Source organism: Arcobacter arenosus, from assembly GCF_005771535.1.
Lineage (GTDB): Bacteria > Campylobacterota > Campylobacteria > Campylobacterales > Arcobacteraceae > Halarcobacter > Halarcobacter arenosus.
In genome coordinates, this window is record NZ_VANU01000001.1 from 699,069 (window position 1) to 720,329 (window position 21,261).

Here is a 21,261-nt window from a genome sequence, read left to right on the forward strand (position 1 = left end):
GTTATTTAAGTTTTTCTTCTATTTTTGATACAACTTCATCAAGACTAACATCTTCTTTTTCTAATGTTCGTCTATCAACAATTTCAACAATACCATCTTTTAGTTTCTTACCAATTACAACGGCATAAGGGAATCCAAGAAGCTCAAAGTCTCCCATTTTAAAACCAAATCTTTCTTTAGTTCTATCATCAATAATTGTATCAATTCCTGCATCTTTTAAGGCTTCATAGATTTTCATTCCAGCTTCAAGTTCATCATCTTTTTTAGCATTTGAAACAATAACATCAACTAAATATGGAGCAGTAGCTTTTGTCCAAATACACCCTTTTTCATCGTGATTTTGTTCAATTACAGCTGCAACAAGTCTTGAAACTCCAATTCCATAACATCCCATTTCAAAAGGCTGTGCTTTACCATTTGAATCTAAAAATTTAGCATCCATAGCTTCAGAGTATTTAGTTCCCAATTGGAAAATATGCCCAGCTTCAATCCCTTTTGTATAAGAAAGTTTCCCACCACAACAAGAACATAAATCTCCCTCTTGTACTGCAACTAAATCTTTATATACAATATTTTCCATTGATGTTAAATCTACACCTTTAAAATGGTAGTTTTCTTCATTTGCACCACAAACTAAATTATTATCTTCTGCTAGTTCATTATCAACAAATACTTTAATATTTTCAGGTAAATTTACAATTCCACAATATCCAGCACAAAGTCCAGCTTTAGAAACATCTTCTTCACTTGCATCTTCTAATTCTAATGCATCAACAGCATTGCAAGCTTTTGTCTCTTCAAGTTCATCTGTTCCCCTTACAAAGAAAACTACTACTTCTGAACTTTCTTCAAAAATCGCTTTTTTAATTACTGCTTTCATTGAATAATAAGCATCTGCATTTAAAAAGTTACTTACCTCTTCTATTGTCTTACAATTTGGAGTTTCAACTTTTTCTTGAGAGATTGTTTCTAGTTTCTCTTTTTTATTTGCTTTTCTAGTTGCTGCCTCAATATTTGCACCATAATCACATGAATCACATACAACAATTGTATCTTCACCAGAATTTGCTAAAACATGAAACTCTTTAGATCCACTACCACCAATAGCCCCACTATCAGCTTCAACAACTCTAAATTCTAGTCCTAATCTATTGTAAACATTTTTATATGTTTCTTCCATTAGATTAAATTCTCTTATTAAATCTTCTTTTGAATCATGGAAAGAATAAGCATCTTTCATAAGAAACTCTCTACCTCTCATAAGTCCAAATCTAGGTCTTGCTTCATCTCTAAATTTTGTATAGATTTGATAAAGGTTAATTGGTAAATCTTTATAAGAAGTGATTCTATTTTTTACCATATTTACTACAGCTTCTTCATTTGTAGGAGATAGAACATAATCACCATTTTTTCTATCTTTAAATCTTAGAAGCTCATTTCCCATTGTTGTAGCTCGTCCTGATTCTTGCCATAATGAAAGTGGCGTTACAAAACCAAATTGAACTTCATTTGCACCAGATTTATCCATCTCTTCTTTTACAATAGCTCTAATTTTATCAAGAACAATTTTTCCCAATGGCATATAATCATAAATACCAGCACCCGTTTGAGAAATAAAGCCACCTCTTACTAAAAATTGGTGTGATGGCAAAGTTGCATCATTTGGAGTCTCTTTTGTTGTTGGTATAAACATTTTTGAAAATTTCATATATTTAAATCCTATTCATTTATTTTATTACAATTGTGAGATAAAAAACTTGTTTCAGAATCCATCCCAAATACAGATTGAACTGTACTTACAACTATGTCACATTGATTATCTTTTGAAATACTTTTTATCTTTTTTTGAGGTTGATGAAGATATTCAGTTAAAACTGTTTGACAAAGTTTTCTAATATTTTCTTCACTCTCTTTATCTATGAAACCTTTTTTCAAGGCATTTTTGATTTTTTTATCAATTATAGCATCACCTCTTGTGTACATATTTTTGATAACGGGGTCAACTTCAAGTGACTTTAACCAATCAAAAAATTCTAAAGACATTTTATTTACAATTTGATATGCTGTTTTTGCTTGCTCTGCTCTTAAACTCATATTTTCATTTACTATTTCTTGTAAATCATCAACAGAATAAATCATCAAATTGGGAGAATCAATCTCCTCTATATCCCTAGGAACTGCTATATCAAACCAAAATCTTTCAAAAGAACAGTTTTTAGTAATATCTTGTGTGATAATTGGATATGGAGCTGAAGTTGCGGTAATCATTACAGGTATTTCATTTAATAACTCAGGCAGATTTACATAATCCTCAACTTGGATATAATCTTCAAAAGTATCAGCTAATATTTGTGCTTTTTTTCTATCTCTTGATGTTAAAACAACATCAAAACCAGATGAAAGAAGATGTTTAATAGTTAATTCACTCATCTCCCCTGCTCCAATAACAAGAGCTTTTACACCAGCAGTATCTTTAATAATCTCTTTAGCTTTTGCAACTGCTGTTGAAGCAACTGAAACAGAACCTGTACCTAAAGATGTTGCATTTCTAACTGCGGCTGCACATTTAAAAGAATAATGTAATGCTCTACTTAATTCTTGGTCACAATACTCCTTTGATAAAGAAAATCTAAAGGCATCTTTTAACTGACCTACAATTTGAGTTTCACCAATTACCAATGAATCAAGAGCCGATGCAACAGAGAATATATGGTGTATTGCACTATCATTTACAGAAATATCTGCTCTCTCATACAAATCATCAAATTCAATATTTGAATATTTTGATAACTTATTTATAATATTCTTAGAAGCAACATCAGGATTTGATGCCCTTGATATAATCTCTACCCTATTACAGGTAGATAATAAAATTGCTTCTTTTAAATGTTGGTCTTCCAAAATTTGTTTTAAGAATCTATCTTTATTTTCTTCATTAGGAAATGCTAATTTTTCCCTTGTTTGAATATCTGTATTCTTGTGTGAAAAACTAATACTTAAATAACTCATAATTTCAACTCTCTCTTCGCATATCTAATTAAAATTCTCTATTTATCATTGCACTCATAATTTGAACTAGTGATTCATTTTTTTCAGCTTTAACTGCTTCTATTGCTTCAAGTCCAAGCTCTTTTGCTTGATTAATTGAGTCTTCTAAAGCTTTTGTACTAATCATTTGCTCTTTTATCCATGATGATTCTTCAGAACTTAACTCTTTTTTATATAAAGACTCCAATTTTTGTTTATCTTCAATTCTTTCATGTAATAAAAGATAAGGGATTGTAACTTTACCCTCAACAAAATCAAGCATTGCAGGTTTTCCTAAAGTTTGGCTATCTTGTGTGATATCTAAAATATCATCAACCATTTGAAAGGCAATACCAAGATTTTTTCCATATAAGGCATATTTTTCTTTATCTAAATTTGCTAGTATAGCAGCAGATTTAGCAGATGCTTCTATTAATGAAGCTGTTTTTTTGTAAATCATATCAATATATTTGTCATATGAAGTATTAAAGTTTTCAGTTAAATTTACATCTAACATCTCACCAATACTAAGTAGAGTTACTGCATTTGAAACACAATATGCAACTTCTCTATCCATTTGACTCAATTCAGTAAATGCTTTAGAGTATAGAACATCTCCAAACATAATTGAAGTTTTATTATCAAATAATGCATTTATTGAAGGTTTCCCTCTTCTTGTATCAGCTTCATCAATTACATCATCATGAAGAAGTGATGCAGCATGAATCATTTCAATAATTGCACAAAGTTTAATTGATTCTTCAGTTACTCCTGCAATCTTTAATACTAATTTACTTCTTAACATTTTTCCAGTTGCAAGTAAATCTAAAAGCTCTAAACTTTTTTCATCATTACACTCAATTACAAATTTTTTTATTTGCTCTTTAACTTTTACTAACTCTTCCACTCTTTACCTTATGAATCTAATCTACAAATTATATCTCCAGTAAGCTCTACATAAAGACCTTTTTTCATCTCTTCAACTTCATCAAGGTTTTGTATAACATACTGTTTTACCACATCATTAATATCAAAGTCTAAATCTTTATCTTTTGATAAAAGAAGCTCCATTACTGCAACTTTTTCAAGGAGTTTATCAAACTCTTCTTCTACAATTTCACTATTTGCAGTTCTTGCAACATCAAAATATTTTGATTTAGGACTCCCTACGAAGATATCATCTTCATCTTCTAAAAACCAATCCTTAGACATAAATTATTTGCCTTCTCTTAATCTAACTCTAACTGATTCAGCGTGGGCAGTAAGACCCTCTGTATCTGCTAAAATAGCACAAGCTTCACCTAACTCGTCAATTGCTTGTTTAGAGAAGTTGATAATTGAACTTTTTTTCATAAAGTTTTCAACATTTAATGGGCTATAAAACTTAGCTGTACTTCCTGTAGGAAGAGTATGATTTGGTCCTGCTATATAATCACCAATTGGTTCAGGTGTATTTTCACCTAAGAAAATTGCACCTGCATGTTTTATTTTTGGTAATAATTCAAAGGCATTTGTTGTCATAACCTCTAAGTGCTCTGGAGCAATTTCATTCATAAGTTCAATTGCTTCATCCATAGAAGATGCAACAATAATAGCACCTCTTTCTTCAATAGATTTTCTAGCAATCTCTTCTCTACTTAAAGTTTTTAAATAAGCTTCAACCTCATCAGAAGTTTTAGATGCAACATCACTTGAAGTTGTAATCATAATTGAACTTGCCATCTCATCATGTTCTGCTTGTGATAAAAGGTCAATTGCTAAATATTTTGGCTTAGCAGTTTCATCACTTAAAATACCAATTTCAGAAGGTCCTGCAATCATATCTATGTTCACTTCACCAAATACTAATTTTTTAGCAGTTGCTACAAAAATATTTCCAGGACCTGTTATTACATCAACCTTTGGAATAGTCTCAGTTCCGTATGCCATTGCAGCAATTGCACTTGCTCCTCCAACTTTAAATGCCTTACTTACATTACAAATATGACATGCTGCAAGAACTAATTCATTTATCTCATTATTTGGAGTTGGTGTACAAACAACAATCTCCTCAACTCCTGCTACAATAGCTGGAATTGCATTCATTAAAAGTGAACTAGGGTATGCTGCTTTTCCACCAGGAATATATAATCCAGCTTTATCAACAGGAGTTACCTTTTGTCCTAAAACTGTCCCATTTTTTTCAAAATCAATCCATGATTTTGGTAGTTGTTTTTCATGGTAAGACTTAATTCTATCGTATGCAATATGTAAAGCTTTTTTTAAATCATCATTAATATTTTCATAGGCTTTTTTCATATCTTCTTGAGAAATCATTAAATCTTCATCTGATTGAACTTCCCATTTATCGAATTTTTCAATATGAGCCTTAACTGCTTTGTTTCCCTCGTCAACAATCTCATCAATTATATCTGTAACAATTGCAGAAACATGTTTAATATCTGTTTTTGCTCTACTTAAAATATTTTCAAATTCACTTTTGAAATTTGCATCATTTGTATTAATAATCTTCATTATATCTTTCCTAATATATCTTTTACGATATCTTCAATATCTTTATCTTCCACATTTACAATTACATCGGCAACTTTTTTATAATCTTCTACTCTTTGCTCGTAAAGCTTTTTACCCTCTTTTAAATCTTTTAAAAGTGGTCTTTTTCTAAGTTTTGCTTTTGCATTTGGTGATTTATTGATTCTTCTTAAAATCCCTTCAAAACTTGATTCAAGATAGATTACTTTCCCAATATTGTGGATATTTTCTTGTCTAAAGAAACCTCCACCTGTTGAGATAATTGTATTATCAACATTTTTTTCAAGCCACAAAGCACATTTTTTTTCAAGGTTTCTAAAATAAGCTTCACCCTCTTTTTTGAAAATCTTTTTTATGGTTCTTTTTTCGATACTCTCAATTAAGTCGTCTGTATCGATAGCAAAATAGTCTGAGGCTTTAACTAATGCTCTAGCAGTTGTTCCCTTTCCAACTCCCATAAATCCAATTAGTATTATATTGTTTTTTCTTTCCAATGAAATTTCCTGTAAATGATTAAATCGTAAGATTATATCTAAATTAAAGTAAAAGTATAAATGACCTAAATCAACAAGGTAATTTATTTTGAAGTGTTAATATAGTAGATTATTAAATTAATATTGTTATTTTAAAGGTAGATAAATACTAAACTTTGCACCTTTATATTTGATATTATTATATTCAAACTTTTCATTTTCTACAATAATTTTTCCACCCATATGTTTTTCAATAATTTGGTGAGTCATATAAAGACCTATTCCAGTCCCTTGTGCTTGGTGTTTAGTTGTAAAATATGGATCAAATATTTTTTCTATTATACTATTTTTTATCCCTCCACCATTATCTAAAACTGTCACAATAATATTTTCTTTATCTGATTTTACATTTACAAAAATTAGTTTTTCTTCTTGAGTTTTATCTTTTAAAGCATCCTTTGAGTTATAAAAAATATTTAATAAGGCTTGAGTAAATTCATTTTCATAACTTTTGATTTTACAATCATCTTTTTGCTCAAATATCATTTGAATATTATTGCTTTTTAATATCCCCTCAATTAGCATAAGATTCTTTTCTATAGATTTTAAAACTGAAAACTCTTTTTTCTCTTTATCAGTTTTAAAAAAGTTTCTAAAGTCTTCAATAGTTTGAGAGAGGTGTTGTGCTGTATTATTAATTTTTTCCAAATCTTTCTTTTCATCATCAAAATCTGTTACACCTAACTCTTTTTTTACAATAATTCCTGTTGCTATACTAGAAACTAAACTTAAAGGTTGTCTCCACTGATGAGCAATATTTTCAATCATCTCACCCATAGCTGCCATTTTTGATTGTTGTGATAAAAGTTTATCTTTTTGTTTTAACTCAGTTAAATCAATAACAGATGAAATTCTAACTCTTTTTGAATCTAATATAGCATCTTTACCTTTTGCAAGTACATGAAACTCTTCCCCATCTTTTTTTTGTACAATAATTTCATAGGCATCTTCTTGGTCTGTTTTTATATTTTTAGCCACTAAATCATATGATTTAGGACTAACAAAATCTTTTATGTGCTGACCTATTACTTGATCTTTATTTTCAAAACCAAAAAGCTCTGCCGCAATTTTATTTGACTGTAAACATTTTCCATTTTCATCAAATACAAAAACTCCTTCATTTACTGAGTCTAAAAGTATTTCAAAACTTTCTAGGGAGGTTTCTAATTTTTTTTGAGTTTTACTTAAAATATTATTGTATTTTTTTAATTGTCTGTTTCTAAAATATGCAATTATTATTATAATAAGAAATATCCCTAAAATCTCAAATAAGTATTTAAAATTGTCTGAGGATTCAACCTTTACAGAGATATATCTATTAAAAATCTCCTGCATTGTTGAATGGGGAATACTCTCAATAGCCTTTTGAATTATTTCATATAATAATTCATCATCATTTCTAACTGCAATTCCTAAATCAAATTTTCTATCAAATTTACCAGTAATCTTTAAAGTATCAATAAATTCATGTTGAAGTACATATGCAATTGTTGGTAAAGAATCTACAAAACCATACAATTCGCCAGATCGAACTTTTTCAAGTCCTTGTTTTATATTATTAACATCAACAATTTTATTATTAGGGTATTTATTTTTTAAATATTCTCCCATAGAATACCCTTTTACAATACCTACTTTTTCTTTTTCAATAATATCTTCAGGATTTGGTAAAAAGAATTTCTCAGTGGAAGTTGCTATTACCACAGGAAAATTAATATAAGAGCTTGTAAATTTTAAATATTTTAATCTTGAAGGTGTTTCTTGGGCAAGGGAAAGGATATCGCATTTTCTTTGTTTTGCAAGATTTAAAGAATCAGACCATGTTTTTGTAGGGATTACGTTTATTTCTAAATTAGTTTTTTCAGAAATTAATTTAAGAAAATCAGCTGTCATACCAATATGTTTTCCCTCTTCATTAAACATTTCATAGGGCATCCAATTTGGATCAATACATACTTTAATCTCTTTTTTCTTTTTTATATACTCTTTTTCTTTTTCTGAAAAATCTATATTACTATATGTAAATATTTTATTAAAAAGAAGTTTATCAAGGGGAATATTAGAATGGGATCTTAAAATATCTTGATTAACAACATTCTCAATAATTTCACCAACTTTATAAATAGCAGTCATCATTAATTTTTCAGTCTCTTTTGCTTCAAATAATAAGGCATCCTTTGATTTTATTTTTGAATATTTTTCAATAATAATATCAGATATCTCTTCTTTATTATCAAATGCATAATTCCACCCTTTGTTTGTGGCTTCTAAAAACTTTTGTACCATCAAAGGATTTTTTTTTGCGTTAGAATATGAAGTAAATAGATTTAAACCACCACCAATAATTCCATAATTTTCTGGGTCTATAATTCGATATGGTATTTGTGATTTTTTTACATGGTAAAGTTCATTTGAAACAAATGCAGAAAAAGCATCAACCTCACCATTTATAAATTTTTCTCCCGTAAAATCATGGTCAACTGAAATAAAATCGCTTTGTTTTATTTTATGTTTTTTTAAAAGTTCCCCAAGTAATGAATCTTTTAATTCATTTTTTAAATACATTACTTTTTTACCCTTTAAATCTTCAGGGACTATAATATCTTGTTTTGTAACAAAAACTAAAGCAGATTTTTTAAAATAATTGGCAACTAATACAATTGGTTTTTTTTCATCGTAAAGATTTAAATATGAAGTATCATAAAGCCCAAAAGTAGCTCTATCATTTTTAACTTCATCTATTACATTTATATCTCCAACAAATTCATTTATTTGAACATCTAAACCCAAATCTTTATAAAAACCTTTTTCTTTTGCTGCAATAAAACCCGCAAATTCAAATTGATATTTCCAATTTAATTGTAAAGTTACTTTTTCTAAGTTTTGAGAGGAGAAAAGTTCACTAGTAATAAGTAAAGAAAAGATTATTAATCTTATAAAGTTCAAATTTTTACCTTAACAATGTTAATACAATATAATATCTAAATCAATTATTTAAGTCAATTTTATTTTTAAACTTCCTTAGATATCTATCTATCATTGTCTTATTTCCTAAAATTCCACCTTGATGTATATATAAAAGTGTTGTATCCTCATTAAAATATTTAGAAGAACACATTGAAATAAAACCTAAAGGATCATATAATAGATCAAATTCAATATTTGTATCTCTTAAAACTTCTTCATAAATTTCAAAAAACTCCTTATAAAGTTTCCCAAAATGGTACTTTTTACCAAGCCTTATTATATTTGGATGATAGTTTTCATTTTTTTCCAAATGAAAAAACTGATTTTTTAAATACTCTTCCCCACCCACACAAGGTACAGTTAAAACTTCAAAAGATAAGTTTTTTTGTAAAAAAAGTGCCGTTGTACCTGTGCCACTTGGTAAAAATATTTTTAAATCTTTTATAGAGTTTTCCTTTGCCCAAGAGTTAATTTCATCGGCTAAGATTTTAATTCCATATTGGGCTTCTTGAACTCTACCACCCTCTTCTATAAATAAAGTCTCTTCATTTAATAAATTTTTTTCAATATATTCTTGAATATTTTCATCATTTTTTTCAATGATATTTGCCCCATTTTCCAAACTTGCCTTATAATTTCCACAAGGGTTTTCTTTTAAGTATGAGCTTATATGATTTACATAAAAATCAAGTTTTAAATTTTTTAATTTGGCTAAAACAGATAAAGAGTATAAAGAATTAGCTTGAGCAGAACCAAAACTTACTATTTTTTTAATATTTGGAAAATCATTTTCTAAAAAATAGTAAAATTTTCTAGCTTTATTTCCAGAAAATTTTTCATCTAAAAGATCGTCTCTTTTGATATATATAGTTCTATTTCTAAATTTTGTTTTTGTTATGGGAGAGTTTTTATAATTCATTAAAATTATTATACTAAAATAAACAAAAATTTTATAATGAGGTATTATGGATTTAAATTTAATGGAATATATTGATAAAGGTGGTTTAATAGTTTATATTTTAATCTTTTTAAATATTATTGGTTTTACTATAATTATTTGGAAGTTTTTAACAATTCCAAGAAAAAATGCAATGGTAAAAAAAATAAAAGATAAACTCAATGAACAAAACAAACACAATATAAATATTGAGATTGAGTATGAAGTAAAAAAATTAGAAACTGGCTTAACATATATTAAAAATATTGCTTCTGTTGCACCATTATTGGGACTTTTGGGAACTGTTTTTGGAGTATATAAAGCCTTTGAAGAGATAACACAAAAAGGTTTAGGTGACCCTACAGTTTTTTCAGGGGGAATTTCAATTGCACTTATAACAACAATTGCTGGTCTAATTGTAGCAATCCCACACCATATAGCTTATAATCATTTTATTTCAATGATTGACACAATTGAGTTAAAAGCAAAAAAAGAGTTAATAGATTAAATGAAAAGAAGAGAACACTTAGGAATTGATTTAACACCTGTTATTGATGTTGTTTTTATTCTGCTGATATTTTTTATTGTAACTTCTGTTTTTAAAAAAGAACAATTAGCTTTGATGCTTGATTTACCTGAAGCTAATGCAAAAGAAACACAAATAAAAGAGGACCAAGTATTTATAGAATTAAGTTCTGAAAAAATAGCAATTAGAGGTGTTGAAGTAAATTTAATATCTTTAGAAGAGAGTTTAAAAGTAATAAAAGATAAGAAAAAAGCTGTTATTGTTAGAATTGATAAAAATGTAACCTATGATAGGGTTGTTACTATTTTAGACCTTTTACAAAAATATAGTCTTAATAATCTTGCTCTAATTACAAATGAAAAAGGAGAAAAAAGTGAATGATACAAACTTGAGTATTGAAGAGTTAGTATCCCATCTTTTAGAGATTATCTCTGCTTATAAAGATGAGATTGAGACACCTCACCCTTTTGATATTGCCAAAGAGCTTGAAAAATTAAGAGAGCTTGATGAAGAAGAGTATAAATCAATTTGTAAAAAGATGCCAAGTGAACTTTTGGCTGAAACACTTTGTGAAATGCCAAATTATGTTCAAGAAGAGATTTCTGAAGTAATTAGTGAAAAGAAAATTGCAAATATTGTTTCAAAAATGGATAGTGATGATGCATCTATGCTTATTTACAATATTGCTCAAGACCATGAAGATGCTGCAGAAACTATTCTTTCTAAACTAGATGATGAAGATAAAGAAGTAATTGAAAAACTAAATTCATATGAAGAGAATGTTGCTGGTTCCCATATGCAAAGTGAGCTATTTAGTGCAAAGTTAGATGAAAATATTGGACTTGCATTAAAAAGATTAAAACAATTAAAAGAGATAGATGAATTAGACAATATTTTCCATGCCTATTTAATTGATAAAGATGATAAATTTATTGGAACAATTGGCTTAGAAGAACTTATTTTATTTGAACACTCACAAAGTTTTGATGATATTCCAAAGGAAAAAATTAAAAACTATTCTTGTAAAGATAATGATGATATCTCTGATGTTGTTGAAACTTTTACAAACTATAATTTAAGTGCCTTAGCAGTTATTGATGAAAATGAAAAACTTGTAGGTAGAATTACACACGATGATATTCATGATATTATTCAAGAACAAAATACAAAGCAAATCTACTCACTAGCTGGGGTTAATGACGAAGCTGAACATGAAGAAGATATTGTAATCATTGGAAAAAATAGAGCATTTTGGTTAGGAATAAATCTAATAACTGCAATCTTAGCTTCTCTTGTTATAGGTATTTTCGATTCAACAATACAATCTTTAGTTGCCCTAGCCGTTCTTATGCCTATAGTTGCTTCTATGGGTGGGAATGCAGGTACTCAAACTCTAACTGTAACAGTTAGACAAATGGCACTTGGTGAGATATCATATACAGATGCAAAAAAAACAATAAAAAAAGAAGTTTTAATATCCCTTGTTAATGGTTTATTATTTGCAGTTGTTATAGGAATAATTGCTTTTATTTGGTTTAGCATGCCACTTTTAGGTGTTGTAATTGCTTTATCAATGGTAATAAATCTTTTAAGTGCTGGATTTTTTGGAGCAGTAATTCCTATTGTTTTAGAAAAATTTGATGTTGACCCAGCAATTGGTTCAACAGTAATTTTAACAACTGTAACTGATGTGGTTGGATTTTTTTCTTTTTTAGGATTAGCTACAATAATTTTATTGTAAAGAGAAATAAAAGCGTGAGATTCACGCTTTTATAAATTCTTAGTTTTTATTTAGTGCACAAAGGTCAGAGAATGCAACTTCAAGTCTTGCAATCATAGACTCTTGTCCAGCTCTTAACCATTTTCTTGGGTCATAATAAGATTTATTTGGTTTATCTTCACCCTCAGGGTTACCAATTTGACCTTGTAAATAATCATGATTTTTAGCAACATATTCTCTTACACCATCCCAAGTTGCCCATTGAGTATCTGTGTCAATATTCATTTTAATTACACCATAATCAATAGCTTCTCTAATCTCTTCAAGTGCCGAACCAGATCCACCATGGAATACAAAATCAACTGGTTGTGCAACAGTTGAGTGTTTTTCTTCAATGAATTTTTGTGAATTATCTAAGATTTTTGGAGATAAAACAACATTACCTGGTTTATAAACCCCATGTACATTTCCAAATGATGCAGCAATTGTAAAGTTTGGTCCAACCTTACTTAACTCCTCATAAGCATAACATACCTCTTCAGGTTGTGTATAAAGTAGTGCATTGTCAACATCAGAGTTATCAACACCATCCTCTTCACCACCAGTAATACCAAGTTCAATCTCAATCATCATATCGATTTTATTCATTCTTTCAAAAAAATCAACACAAGTTCCTACATTTTCTTCAAGTGTATCTTCACTTAAATCAAGCATATGTGATGTAAATAATGGTTTACCATGCTTTTCATAAAAAGTTTCACCAGCTTGTAGTAAACCATCTATCCAAGGAAGAAGTTTTCTTGCAGCATGGTCTGTATGTAAAATTACAGGAATACCATAAGATTCTGCTAATGCATGAACATGCATAGCTCCAGAAATTGCTCCAATTGTAGCAGCATTGGCAGTTTTTAATCCCTTACCAGCAAAAAATTGCGCTCCACCATTTGAGAATTGAATAATCACAGGTGAATTCACTTTTGCAGCAGCTTCCATAACTGCATTTACTGAATCAGTACCAACTACATTTACAGCAGGAATCGCAAATTTATTCTCTTTTGCATATGCAAAAAGTTTTTTTGCTTCACTACCACTTAATACACCTGCATTAACAACTTCTAAAACACCCATCTCTTCTCCTTAATTAAATTACTTGATAACAATTTTTGCTTTGCTTTTTAATGCATCAACTTTACTTTGGATATGTTCTTGGAATTTACCTTGAACTACCATTTGCTTAATCTTTTCTTTTACTTTATCATAGGCTAAATCTGAAGCTGGTTTTTTATCTTCTAAATAGATTACATGATAACCAAATTGAGTTTTAACAGGAGTTGCAGAATATTTACCTTTATTTAAAGCTTTTGCTGCTTTTGAAAACTCTGGAACCATTTGATTTTCTGTAAATTTACCTAAATATCCACCTTTTGGACCTGATGGACCAACTGATTTTGATTTTGCTAATTCTACAAATGTTGCTTTTTTATCTTTTGCTTTATCTAAATCTTTGATAATAGCTTTTGCTTCATTTTCTGTTTTTGTTAAAATATGTCTAGCTTCTAGAGTTGCTGGTACTTTAAACTTTTCTTTATTTTTATTATAAAAATCTTTTGCATCTTTATCTGAAACAGAAACATTTTTAAACTCTTTTTGCATCCAAATCTCTAAAGCTAAATCTTCTTTTAGTTTTTCTAAGGCTACTTTATATGCTTCATCAGATGAAACACCACTTTTTACAGCATTTTGTGTTAAAAGTTTTTTCTCAACTATTTGCTCTAAAATTTTATCTTTACTCTTTTTTGGTAAATCATCAAACTTTACGTTTGGATTTCTTAACATAGCTGCAATATCTTCTTTAGTGATGTTATCACCATTTACAGATCCATAATCTGCTGCATTTAAAGAAATTGATGAAATTGCTAGTGTTGCAATTAAACTTGTTATTAATCTTTTCTTTGTAAATAAACTCATTATTTTCCTTCTTTTATTTAATAGGCAATATTTTATCTTCTTTTTTTTAATAAAAAGTTAACTACTTTATATTTAGTCAATTAAAACATGTTAAAATTAAGAGTTCTTTAAAACTTGCTTATTTGAACTTTAAGCAAATTTTAATACAAATTTCCATCACTTCTTGTAAATTTTGGCTAAAATAATATAAAATTTGCACATTTTTTTAACGAATTTCAAAATTTACCTTAGAAAACCTTTAAATTTTACTGAATTTGTGTTATAATGCCGACCAATTTTAAACTTAACTTAAATTTAAGCTTACAAAAACTAATAAGAGGAATGTCTAAATGAGAATATTAATTATTGAAGATGAAATCACATTAAACAGAACACTACAAGAGGGACTAACTGATTTTGGTTACCAAGTAGATGCTGCTGAAAACTATAAAGATGCTGAATATTTTATCGACATTAGAAATTATGATTTAGTTCTAACTGACTGGATGTTACCAGATGGTGATGGAATTGAATTATGTAAAATCGTAAAAAACAGAAGCTCAAGAACTGCAGTTGTTATTCTTTCTGCAAGAGATGATAAAGATTCTGAAATCGAAGCATTAAAATCAGGAGCTGATGATTATATTAAAAAACCATTTGATTTTGATATCTTACTTGCAAGAATTGAAGCAAGATTAAGATTCGGTGGAACTAATATTATTGAAATTGAAGATTTATCAATTAACCCTGATGAAGAAAAAATTGAATACAATGGTGAAGAGATTGAATTAAAAGGTAAACCTTTTGAAGTATTAACTCACCTTGCAAGACATAGAGATCAAATTGTTTCTAAAGAGCAATTATTAGATGCTATCTGGGAAGAGCCAGAATTAGTAACTCCAAACGTAATTGAAGTTGCAATTAACCAAATTAGACAAAAAATGGATAAACCATTAAATATCTCTACTATTGAAACTATTAGAAGAAGAGGTTATAGATTCTGTTATCCAGATACTCAAGAAGAAGCATAATATTTTTTAAAAAATGAGTATTCTAAAACCAAAGAGCATTTACAAGCAGTTTCATCAAAAGCTTGTAATTGCTACTTCATTACTAATCATTATTTTATCTTTTATTTTTTATGGATATACAAAATCAACAATCTTTGATGAGATTCAAGATTCACTTTATGCTGATGCACAGTTGATTTTAGAAGTTAGTAAAACTTCAAATGTAAATACAAATAATTTTAACCTTATAACTAGTAATGGAATTAATGTAGATATAGTAGAACTACTAAATGTTCCTCAAAGCGGATATACATACTTTAAAGTTGGAAATAAACATTTTATTCAGATTCTTTATCCCTTTGATGTAACAAAAAGAAAATATATAAAAATTGTAAAAAATATTGATTCTTCTATTGAGATGTTAAATAAAATATTTAACAACCTTTTATTAATCTCTTTGGGAGGTTTAATAATGGTAGTTTTATATGCCTTTACAGTTTCAAAAACACTTTTAAGACCTATTATTCAAATTACAAATAAATTGTCAAATATGGATGAAAACTTTTTATCTCAAATAAAAAAAGACAATTTACCAATTGAGTTTCACCCACTTGCAAACTCAATAAACTCTTTAATGACAAGAATTGAAACTAATATAAAATTTAAAAAAGAGTTGTTTATTGGTGTTGCCCATGAATTAAAAACACCCCTAGCTGTTATGAAACTAAAAAATGAAGTTGCTCTTATGAAAAAAAGAGAAGCTGAAAAATATCAAGAGACTATGAGATTAACAGTTGAACAAATTAATGATATGAATAAAATGATTAGTTCAATCTTAGATATTGGTCGTGCTGAAGGTGCTCAATTTGAAAAACCTGAAGAGATTGATTTAGTTAAATATCTACAAAGAAAAACTAATGATTACAGAATGCTTAGTGCTAAGAAAAAAATAGTAATTACATTTTTTTCAAATGTAAATCACCATGAAATTTATGTTCAACCAACTTTATTAAATCAAATAATTCAAAATTTTGTTCAAAATGCTATAAAGTTTACACCCGATGAAAAATCTATTGCAATTAGATTAGAAAAAGAAGCTAACACTACAACTATAACAGTAACAGATGATGGTCCAGGAATTGATGAATCAATAGACCTTTTTGCCCCATTTAAAAGAATGGGAGAAGAAAGTGGTGCTGGATTGGGATTATTTTTAGCTAAAAATGCAGCTGATTCTTTAGAAGCTACTGTAAGTTTAAAAAATAGAACAGATGATAAGAACGGTTGTGTGGCAACACTAATATTGCCAAACACTACCATACCAAAAAAGAAAGAATCTAAAAAAGAGACTAGCCAAAAATAGCTCTATGTTCTATCTTTGTACACTTATTTTGTATAACCTTCATACCCTTTTCTTGTGCTTTTTTTGCAGCTTCATTGTTTACAAGTCCTAGTTGAGTCCAAACTGTATCAACATCACCACGCTCAATAGCTGCATCAACTACTTGTCCTATAACATCAGGTTTTCTAAATATATCAACCATATCAACTTTAAAAGGTATCTCTTTTAAACTTCTATATACTTTTTCACCTAAAATTTCATCCTCTTTTGGATATACAGGTACCATTTTAAAACCAGCATTTTTTAAATAGTTTGCAACCATATTACTAGCTTTACTTGGGTCTGGAGAACAACCAATTACTGCAATTGTTTTTGTATTTTCAAAAATCTCTTTAATCTCTTCAATATTACTATTAACTGATGGGAATTCACACTCCATTTTCACTCCTTTTAATATTTACAATATACATAAAAATATATTGGTATTTATTATACCAAATTAAAAAACAAAGATAAAAGTTATAAATTATGAACTATTTATCTTTAAACTTCTTTTCATTTACCGCATCTAATATCTCTTGTGCAATATTTGATGTCTGAATTGCTACACTATGGGTTTGATTTGCCACTGATGCATTATTTTGTGTTTGTTGATCAAGCTTATTTACAACATCATTAATCTGTTCTATACTTATTTTTTGTTCTTTCGAAGAATCAGAGATTTCAGTGATAGCTTTTGTTGTTTTTAAAATATTTTCATTTAATTGACTATATCCTTTAATCATTTCATCAGCAATTTGTTTACCATTATTAGTTTTTTGTGTTGCACTTTCCACTAACTCTTTAATCTCTTTAGCTGCTTCTGCACTTCTTGATGCAAGATTTCTAACCTCTTGGGCAACAACTGCAAAACCTTTTCCTGCTTCCCCTGCAGTTGCTGCTTCAACTGCTGCATTTAAAGATAAAATATTTGTTTGAAATGCAATTTGGTCAATAACAGTAATAGCTTCAGCAATTGCTTGTGTTTGTTCATTTATCTCATCCATAGAAGTAACTGTAAAATTTGCTAATTCTTGACCTTTTTTAATAGAAACTGATAATTCATTTGAATGAACTCCCATCTCGGTAATTCTATTTGTGTTACTAGAAACTGTACTAGTAATCTCTTCTAAAGCTGCTGCTGTTTCTTCTAAAGATACTGCTGTTTCATTGGAAGATTTATTCAAAATATCTACATTTTGAAGTAAGGTTTTGGCATTTTCACCTAGAAGTTCACCATTATTTTTATTCTCTTGTAACATTTTATTAATAATCTCACAAAGATTATTTAATCCTTTAGATACATTACCATTTGCATTTGGAATAGTATTTCTAAAGTCAAGATTAGAATACTCTTCTAGGTGCGATAATATTGGATTTATATCACTATTTACATTTTCATTGATAGTTTCAATCATATCATTTAATATATCTTTTAATTCGTTTAATGATTTATTAGAAGTTGATTTTTCAACTTTTATATCAAGTTTACCACTTTTAATATGGGATACTACATCTTTTACATTATTAATTAATTCTCTATCTTGATTTATTCCTTCAGAAATAGACTCCATCTCAATATTTATTTTTTCGGCCATAAAACCAAATTCGCATTTACTTTTTACATCAATCTTTTTAATATCATTTTCATCACCTTTTAAGTATCTAAAGAAGTATTTAAAACCATCTTGTAATTTCACTAATGGAGCTAAAATTTTCAATAAGGAAAAGAAAATTATTGCAAGAATAACAACTAATAATACTAAATATAAAAACACCTCTTCTATAACTGAATTATTGATTGCTTCATAATAAGAAGATTTATCTAAATTTAGAACAATTTTCCATTTGGTAGTATCAATTGTACTATAGGCAATAAGTTTTTCATCATTGTTATAGTTAACTTCTGCAAATGAATTTTTTTCTTTAGTATTGATTTGTTCTAGAAAGAGATCTTTTTTGTCAAGTAGTTTTTTATCTTTATGAATTATTATTTTATTGTTTTCATCTACTAAATAAGCAATTAAATCTCCACCATCAAGTTTTACTTTTAAAATTGTATCAACTATTGTATCAATAAAAATGTCTGAACCAACAACACCAATAGTTTTTCCATCTAATAAAACTGGAGCAAAAACAGAAACTACTAATTTACTTGTACTAAAATCAATATATGGAGGAGTTACTCCACCTTTACCCTCTTTTACAGCTTGAATATACCAACCTCTTTTTCTTGCATCATATTTTGTTGTTTCAGGGGTTCTTTGTTCTCCTAATGAGTTTAAAAAATTACCATTTTTTTCAACACCAATATATAATTGCTCAAATCCACCAGAATCAGAACCAATTTTTAAATACTTTTCTATTGTTTTATTACCATAATTAAAGTTTTTATCTTTTGGCATATTTTTACTTATTGTTTCTAAGATTTTTACTTTTGATTCTAGGTATTCATTAATGAATTTTGAAGTTTGAATTGCTAATTCAACACTATTTCTTTTAAGATTTATATCTTGAGAATTGTAATTACCTTGTGCATTAAAAAAGCCAAGTATAGCAAAAGAGAAAAAGATACTTACTAGTACTAAAGATAAAAGTTTAAACTTTATACTATTTTTGTTCATGGAAAGCCCCTATATAAATTTTAAAAATCATATCAGAGGCGAGTGTACTTTTGGTGTCAAATTAAGAAAATATAACACAAATAATAATATAGATTATTTTAAGTTGTCAAGTTTATTTTGTATGTAAGTTTTTATATCATTGTAATCAATAGATTCTTTAAAGTCTTCAAATTTACAACCAGAGGCATTTGGATGTCCTCCTCCATTTGCTAAAGCTTGTGCTATTAAAGATACATCTACCTTTCCGTCTGCTCTAAAAGAGGCATTCCCTTTTTTACTAACATCAATAAAAAAATCATAATCATCATTTGCCACTAAGAATGCATTTGCAGGTATTGAGATAGAACCTAAAGTATAAGTTAAAAGTCCTTTATGTCCTTTATATGTTACTGTTAATTTCTCTTTTAATTTATCTAAACAAGACACTAAATATTTTGCACTAAGATTATCAATAGTGTCATCACATCCATCTTGCATAAGAAAGTTTTTCTTTAAAAAATGGATTTCATTATCTAATTTAATATTTCCATTCTCTTCATTTATATATTTTGCAGATTCTTTTAGTAGGTAAATTCTAAAGTCCCTATTTAAATCTGGGAAAAGCACATTATTGATCTCTCTTACTTGAGAAACCATTCTAAGTAAAACCTTACCAAATTCAAAGTTTTTAACCTCTTTATCTACCCAAATATCAATTGCATTAATTGCATCTACTAATGGTTTTATCCATGAGTTCTTTTCATCTAAAAAAGCATTATATGTAGTATTTAGATAATCATAAACTATTTTTGTAGCACATCTTTTCGTATCTAAGTAATACCAATTAAATGCATCTGCACTTTTTTGACCCGTTGCATGGTGGTCAAGTAATTGAAGTTTTATATTAAAACCATTTTCATTTAAATCGTTTATCTCTTTATCTAAATCTTTTGCCTCTTGAAAAGTAAGATTTAAATCAGTAATAAAAAATAAAATCTCATCATCTTTATATTCTTGAATATCTTGAACAATTTTTTTTAAATTTAATTTTACCTCTAAACCATAATTGGCATTGAAATAAAAGCCATCATTAAAATACTCTTTCATCAAAAGTTGACAAGAGTATCCATCTAAATCTGTATGAGACAAATGAAAAATTTTCACGAAGCAATATCCTTTAATGTTAATCCCTCTAAAAAGCCATTAATTCTTGTTTGAAGATTATTTAAAACTGGCCATAAACCACACACCATTCCAATATCTGAAGGGCATGATGATACAGAAGGAGAACATTCAAATACAGAAGGAATCTTTTCTTCAGCAACAGTTGTAATTTCTAAAATTGTAATCTCATCATATGGTTTTTTTAAAACAAATCCACCATTTACACCCCTATGGGAAACTACAATATCATTTTTTGCAAGATTTTGCATTATTTTTGCTAGAAAAGATTTAGGAATATTAAGTTCACGGGATAAAACATCAACATTTTTAAGCTCTTCACTTTTTGCAATTGATATTAAAGCAAGTAGAGCATATTCACTTTTTTTTGTAAGTAACATAGTGTTCCTAATCTTTTTTTAAATTATTTTACAAAAACAACTATTAAAGAAGTTTATCTTGGTAAATTAATTTATTAGTTTATCAAAAAAAAAGGTTGCAAGGAAATTCTTGCAACCTTTTTCAAAACAACTAAATGTCAAATTTATTTAGCTCTGATTCCTAAATCAGCTACTAATGTAGTAAATCTTGCATAATCAGTTTTTCTAAGGTATGCTAAAAGTCTTTTTCTTTTACCAACCATTTTTAAAAGACCTAATCTTGATGAGTGATCTTTTTTGTTAGTTTTTAAGTGCTCTGTTAAAACTTTAATTTGCTCTGTTAATAAAGCAATTTGTACTTCTGCTGAACCAGTGTCTTTGTCATCTCTTCTGTATTTTGCAATAATATTTGCTTTTACGTCCTGATCTAAAGCCATGATTGACCTCCTAATAGGTATATAAATCTCACTTTTCTTAAAGTGGACGCGAATTATATATTAAACAACTTTAAACATTCTTTAAGTAAAATTGTTTTTT

Annotated in this window: 20 protein-coding genes; 5 read left to right on the forward strand and 15 right to left on the reverse strand. The window is 28.2% G+C overall.

Annotated features, from left to right (window positions below):
• Position 1 precedes the first annotated feature (1 nt).
• The 8 genes from FDK22_RS03585 to FDK22_RS03620 all read right to left on the reverse strand — a co-directional run bounded on the left by FDK22_RS03585 (position 2) and on the right by FDK22_RS03620 (position 9,978).
• Complete coding sequence (locus tag FDK22_RS03585) at positions 2-1,708, reverse strand: proline--tRNA ligase (protein WP_138151518.1); 1,707 nt, start codon at positions 1,706-1,708, stop codon at positions 2-4.
• An 11-nt stretch (positions 1,709-1,719) separates the two neighbouring features.
• The gene (gene hemA / locus FDK22_RS03590; RefSeq protein WP_138151519.1) at positions 1,720-3,009 is read right to left on the reverse strand and encodes a glutamyl-tRNA reductase; all 1,290 of its coding nucleotides are present in this window, start codon (positions 3,007-3,009) and stop codon (positions 1,720-1,722) included.
• Between the two features lie 28 nt (positions 3,010-3,037).
• A complete protein-coding gene (locus FDK22_RS03595) occupies positions 3,038-3,934 on the reverse strand; it encodes a polyprenyl synthetase family protein (RefSeq protein ID WP_138151520.1) in 897 nt (298 codons plus the stop codon).
• An 8-nt stretch (positions 3,935-3,942) separates the two neighbouring features.
• Entirely contained in the window at positions 3,943-4,239 is a 297-nt protein-coding gene (locus FDK22_RS03600; RefSeq protein ID WP_138151521.1) for a DUF2018 family protein, read from the reverse strand.
• A 3-nt stretch (positions 4,240-4,242) separates the two neighbouring features.
• A complete protein-coding gene (hisD, locus tag FDK22_RS03605; protein ID WP_138151522.1) occupies positions 4,243-5,541 on the reverse strand; it encodes a histidinol dehydrogenase in 1,299 nt (432 codons plus the stop codon).
• A complete protein-coding gene (locus tag FDK22_RS03610) occupies positions 5,541-6,053 on the reverse strand; it encodes a shikimate kinase (protein WP_138151523.1) in 513 nt (170 codons plus the stop codon). The genes hisD and FDK22_RS03610 overlap by 1 nt, the downstream gene beginning before the upstream one ends.
• 126 nt (positions 6,054-6,179) lie before the next feature.
• Positions 6,180-9,038 carry an ABC transporter substrate-binding protein gene (locus tag FDK22_RS03615; protein ID WP_138151524.1) on the reverse strand — a complete coding sequence of 953 codons (2,859 nt, stop codon included), beginning with the start codon at positions 9,036-9,038 and terminating at the stop codon, positions 6,180-6,182.
• A 40-nt stretch (positions 9,039-9,078) separates the two neighbouring features.
• Positions 9,079-9,978 carry a 1-aminocyclopropane-1-carboxylate deaminase/D-cysteine desulfhydrase gene (locus tag FDK22_RS03620; protein WP_138151525.1) on the reverse strand — a complete coding sequence of 300 codons (900 nt, stop codon included), beginning with the start codon at positions 9,976-9,978 and terminating at the stop codon, positions 9,079-9,081.
• A gap of 46 nt (positions 9,979-10,024) precedes the next feature.
• Between FDK22_RS03620 and FDK22_RS03625 the strand changes: the two genes are divergently transcribed.
• The 3 genes from FDK22_RS03625 to mgtE are packed head-to-tail and all read left to right on the forward strand — an operon-like array spanning position 10,025 to position 12,263.
• Positions 10,025-10,504 (forward strand): MotA/TolQ/ExbB proton channel family protein, encoded by a 480-nt coding sequence (locus tag FDK22_RS03625; protein WP_228711620.1) that lies wholly within the window; start codon positions 10,025-10,027, stop codon positions 10,502-10,504.
• Entirely contained in the window at positions 10,505-10,903 is a 399-nt protein-coding gene (locus FDK22_RS03630; RefSeq protein ID WP_138151526.1) for an ExbD/TolR family protein, read from the forward strand.
• The gene (gene mgtE / locus FDK22_RS03635) at positions 10,896-12,263 is read left to right on the forward strand and encodes a magnesium transporter (protein ID WP_228711621.1); all 1,368 of its coding nucleotides are present in this window, start codon (positions 10,896-10,898) and stop codon (positions 12,261-12,263) included. The genes FDK22_RS03630 and mgtE overlap by 8 nt, the downstream gene beginning before the upstream one ends.
• A 39-nt stretch (positions 12,264-12,302) precedes the next feature.
• Here the strand turns inward: mgtE and fbaA are convergent, their stop codons facing one another.
• Both fbaA and FDK22_RS03645 read right to left on the reverse strand, forming a co-directional pair.
• Positions 12,303-13,370, reverse strand: coding sequence for a class II fructose-bisphosphate aldolase (gene fbaA / locus FDK22_RS03640; protein WP_138151528.1), 1,068 nt, complete (start codon positions 13,368-13,370; stop codon positions 12,303-12,305).
• 18 nt (positions 13,371-13,388) lie between these two features.
• The gene (locus FDK22_RS03645; RefSeq protein WP_138151529.1) at positions 13,389-14,210 is read right to left on the reverse strand and encodes a peptidylprolyl isomerase; all 822 of its coding nucleotides are present in this window, start codon (positions 14,208-14,210) and stop codon (positions 13,389-13,391) included.
• A 329-nt stretch (positions 14,211-14,539) separates the two neighbouring features.
• Between FDK22_RS03645 and hsrA the strand changes: the two genes are divergently transcribed.
• Positions 14,540-15,220, forward strand: a complete 681-nt coding sequence (gene hsrA / locus FDK22_RS03650) for a homeostatic response regulator transcription factor HsrA (RefSeq protein WP_138151530.1) — start codon at positions 14,540-14,542, stop codon at positions 15,218-15,220.
• A 13-nt stretch (positions 15,221-15,233) separates the two neighbouring features.
• Entirely contained in the window at positions 15,234-16,562 is a 1,329-nt protein-coding gene (locus tag FDK22_RS03655) for a sensor histidine kinase (protein ID WP_138151531.1), read from the forward strand.
• Here FDK22_RS03655 and FDK22_RS03660 read toward each other — a convergent pair.
• From FDK22_RS03660 to rpsO, 5 genes are all read right to left on the reverse strand, one after another.
• A complete protein-coding gene (locus tag FDK22_RS03660) occupies positions 16,549-16,980 on the reverse strand; it encodes a CoA-binding protein (protein ID WP_138151532.1) in 432 nt (143 codons plus the stop codon). The two genes, FDK22_RS03655 and FDK22_RS03660, sit on opposite strands and share 14 nt — an antisense overlap.
• A 94-nt stretch (positions 16,981-17,074) precedes the next feature.
• On the reverse strand, positions 17,075-19,204 hold the full coding sequence (locus tag FDK22_RS03665) for a methyl-accepting chemotaxis protein (RefSeq protein ID WP_138151533.1): 2,130 nt from the start codon (positions 19,202-19,204) through the stop codon (positions 17,075-17,077).
• A 93-nt stretch (positions 19,205-19,297) separates the two neighbouring features.
• Positions 19,298-20,347, reverse strand: coding sequence for a DHH family phosphoesterase (locus FDK22_RS03670; RefSeq protein WP_138151534.1), 1,050 nt, complete (start codon positions 20,345-20,347; stop codon positions 19,298-19,300).
• Positions 20,344-20,745, reverse strand: a complete 402-nt coding sequence (locus tag FDK22_RS03675; protein WP_138151535.1) for an Rrf2 family transcriptional regulator — start codon at positions 20,743-20,745, stop codon at positions 20,344-20,346. The genes FDK22_RS03670 and FDK22_RS03675 overlap by 4 nt, the downstream gene beginning before the upstream one ends.
• A gap of 143 nt (positions 20,746-20,888) precedes the next feature.
• Complete coding sequence (rpsO, locus tag FDK22_RS03680) at positions 20,889-21,161, reverse strand: 30S ribosomal protein S15 (RefSeq protein WP_138151536.1); 273 nt, start codon at positions 21,159-21,161, stop codon at positions 20,889-20,891.
• Positions 21,162-21,261 lie beyond the last annotated feature (100 nt).

Bases quoted from the DNA above. Each gene is read 5' to 3' on its own strand.
- FDK22_RS03585 (WP_138151518.1), bottom strand. From the start codon at position 1,708: ATGAAATTTTCAAAAATGTTTATACCAACAACAAAAGAGACTCCAAAT.
- hemA (WP_138151519.1), bottom strand. From the start codon at position 3,009: ATGAGTTATTTAAGTATTAGTTTTTCACACAAGAATACAGATATTCAA.
- FDK22_RS03600 (WP_138151521.1), bottom strand. From the start codon at position 4,239: ATGTCTAAGGATTGGTTTTTAGAAGATGAAGATGATATCTTCGTAGGG.
- hisD (WP_138151522.1), bottom strand. From the start codon at position 5,541: ATGAAGATTATTAATACAAATGATGCAAATTTCAAAAGTGAATTTGAA.
- FDK22_RS03620 (WP_138151525.1), bottom strand. From the start codon at position 9,978: ATGAATTATAAAAACTCTCCCATAACAAAAACAAAATTTAGAAATAGA.
- FDK22_RS03625 (WP_228711620.1), top strand. From the start codon at position 10,025: ATGGATTTAAATTTAATGGAATATATTGATAAAGGTGGTTTAATAGTT.
- FDK22_RS03630 (WP_138151526.1), top strand. From the start codon at position 10,505: ATGAAAAGAAGAGAACACTTAGGAATTGATTTAACACCTGTTATTGAT.
- fbaA (WP_138151528.1), bottom strand. From the start codon at position 13,370: ATGGGTGTTTTAGAAGTTGTTAATGCAGGTGTATTAAGTGGTAGTGAA.
- FDK22_RS03645 (WP_138151529.1), bottom strand. From the start codon at position 14,210: ATGAGTTTATTTACAAAGAAAAGATTAATAACAAGTTTAATTGCAACA.
- hsrA (WP_138151530.1), top strand. From the start codon at position 14,540: ATGAGAATATTAATTATTGAAGATGAAATCACATTAAACAGAACACTA.
- FDK22_RS03655 (WP_138151531.1), top strand. From the start codon at position 15,234: ATGAGTATTCTAAAACCAAAGAGCATTTACAAGCAGTTTCATCAAAAG.
- FDK22_RS03660 (WP_138151532.1), bottom strand. From the start codon at position 16,980: ATGGAGTGTGAATTCCCATCAGTTAATAGTAATATTGAAGAGATTAAA.
- FDK22_RS03665 (WP_138151533.1), bottom strand. From the start codon at position 19,204: ATGAACAAAAATAGTATAAAGTTTAAACTTTTATCTTTAGTACTAGTA.
- FDK22_RS03675 (WP_138151535.1), bottom strand. From the start codon at position 20,745: ATGTTACTTACAAAAAAAAGTGAATATGCTCTACTTGCTTTAATATCA.
- rpsO (WP_138151536.1), bottom strand. From the start codon at position 21,161: ATGGCTTTAGATCAGGACGTAAAAGCAAATATTATTGCAAAATACAGA.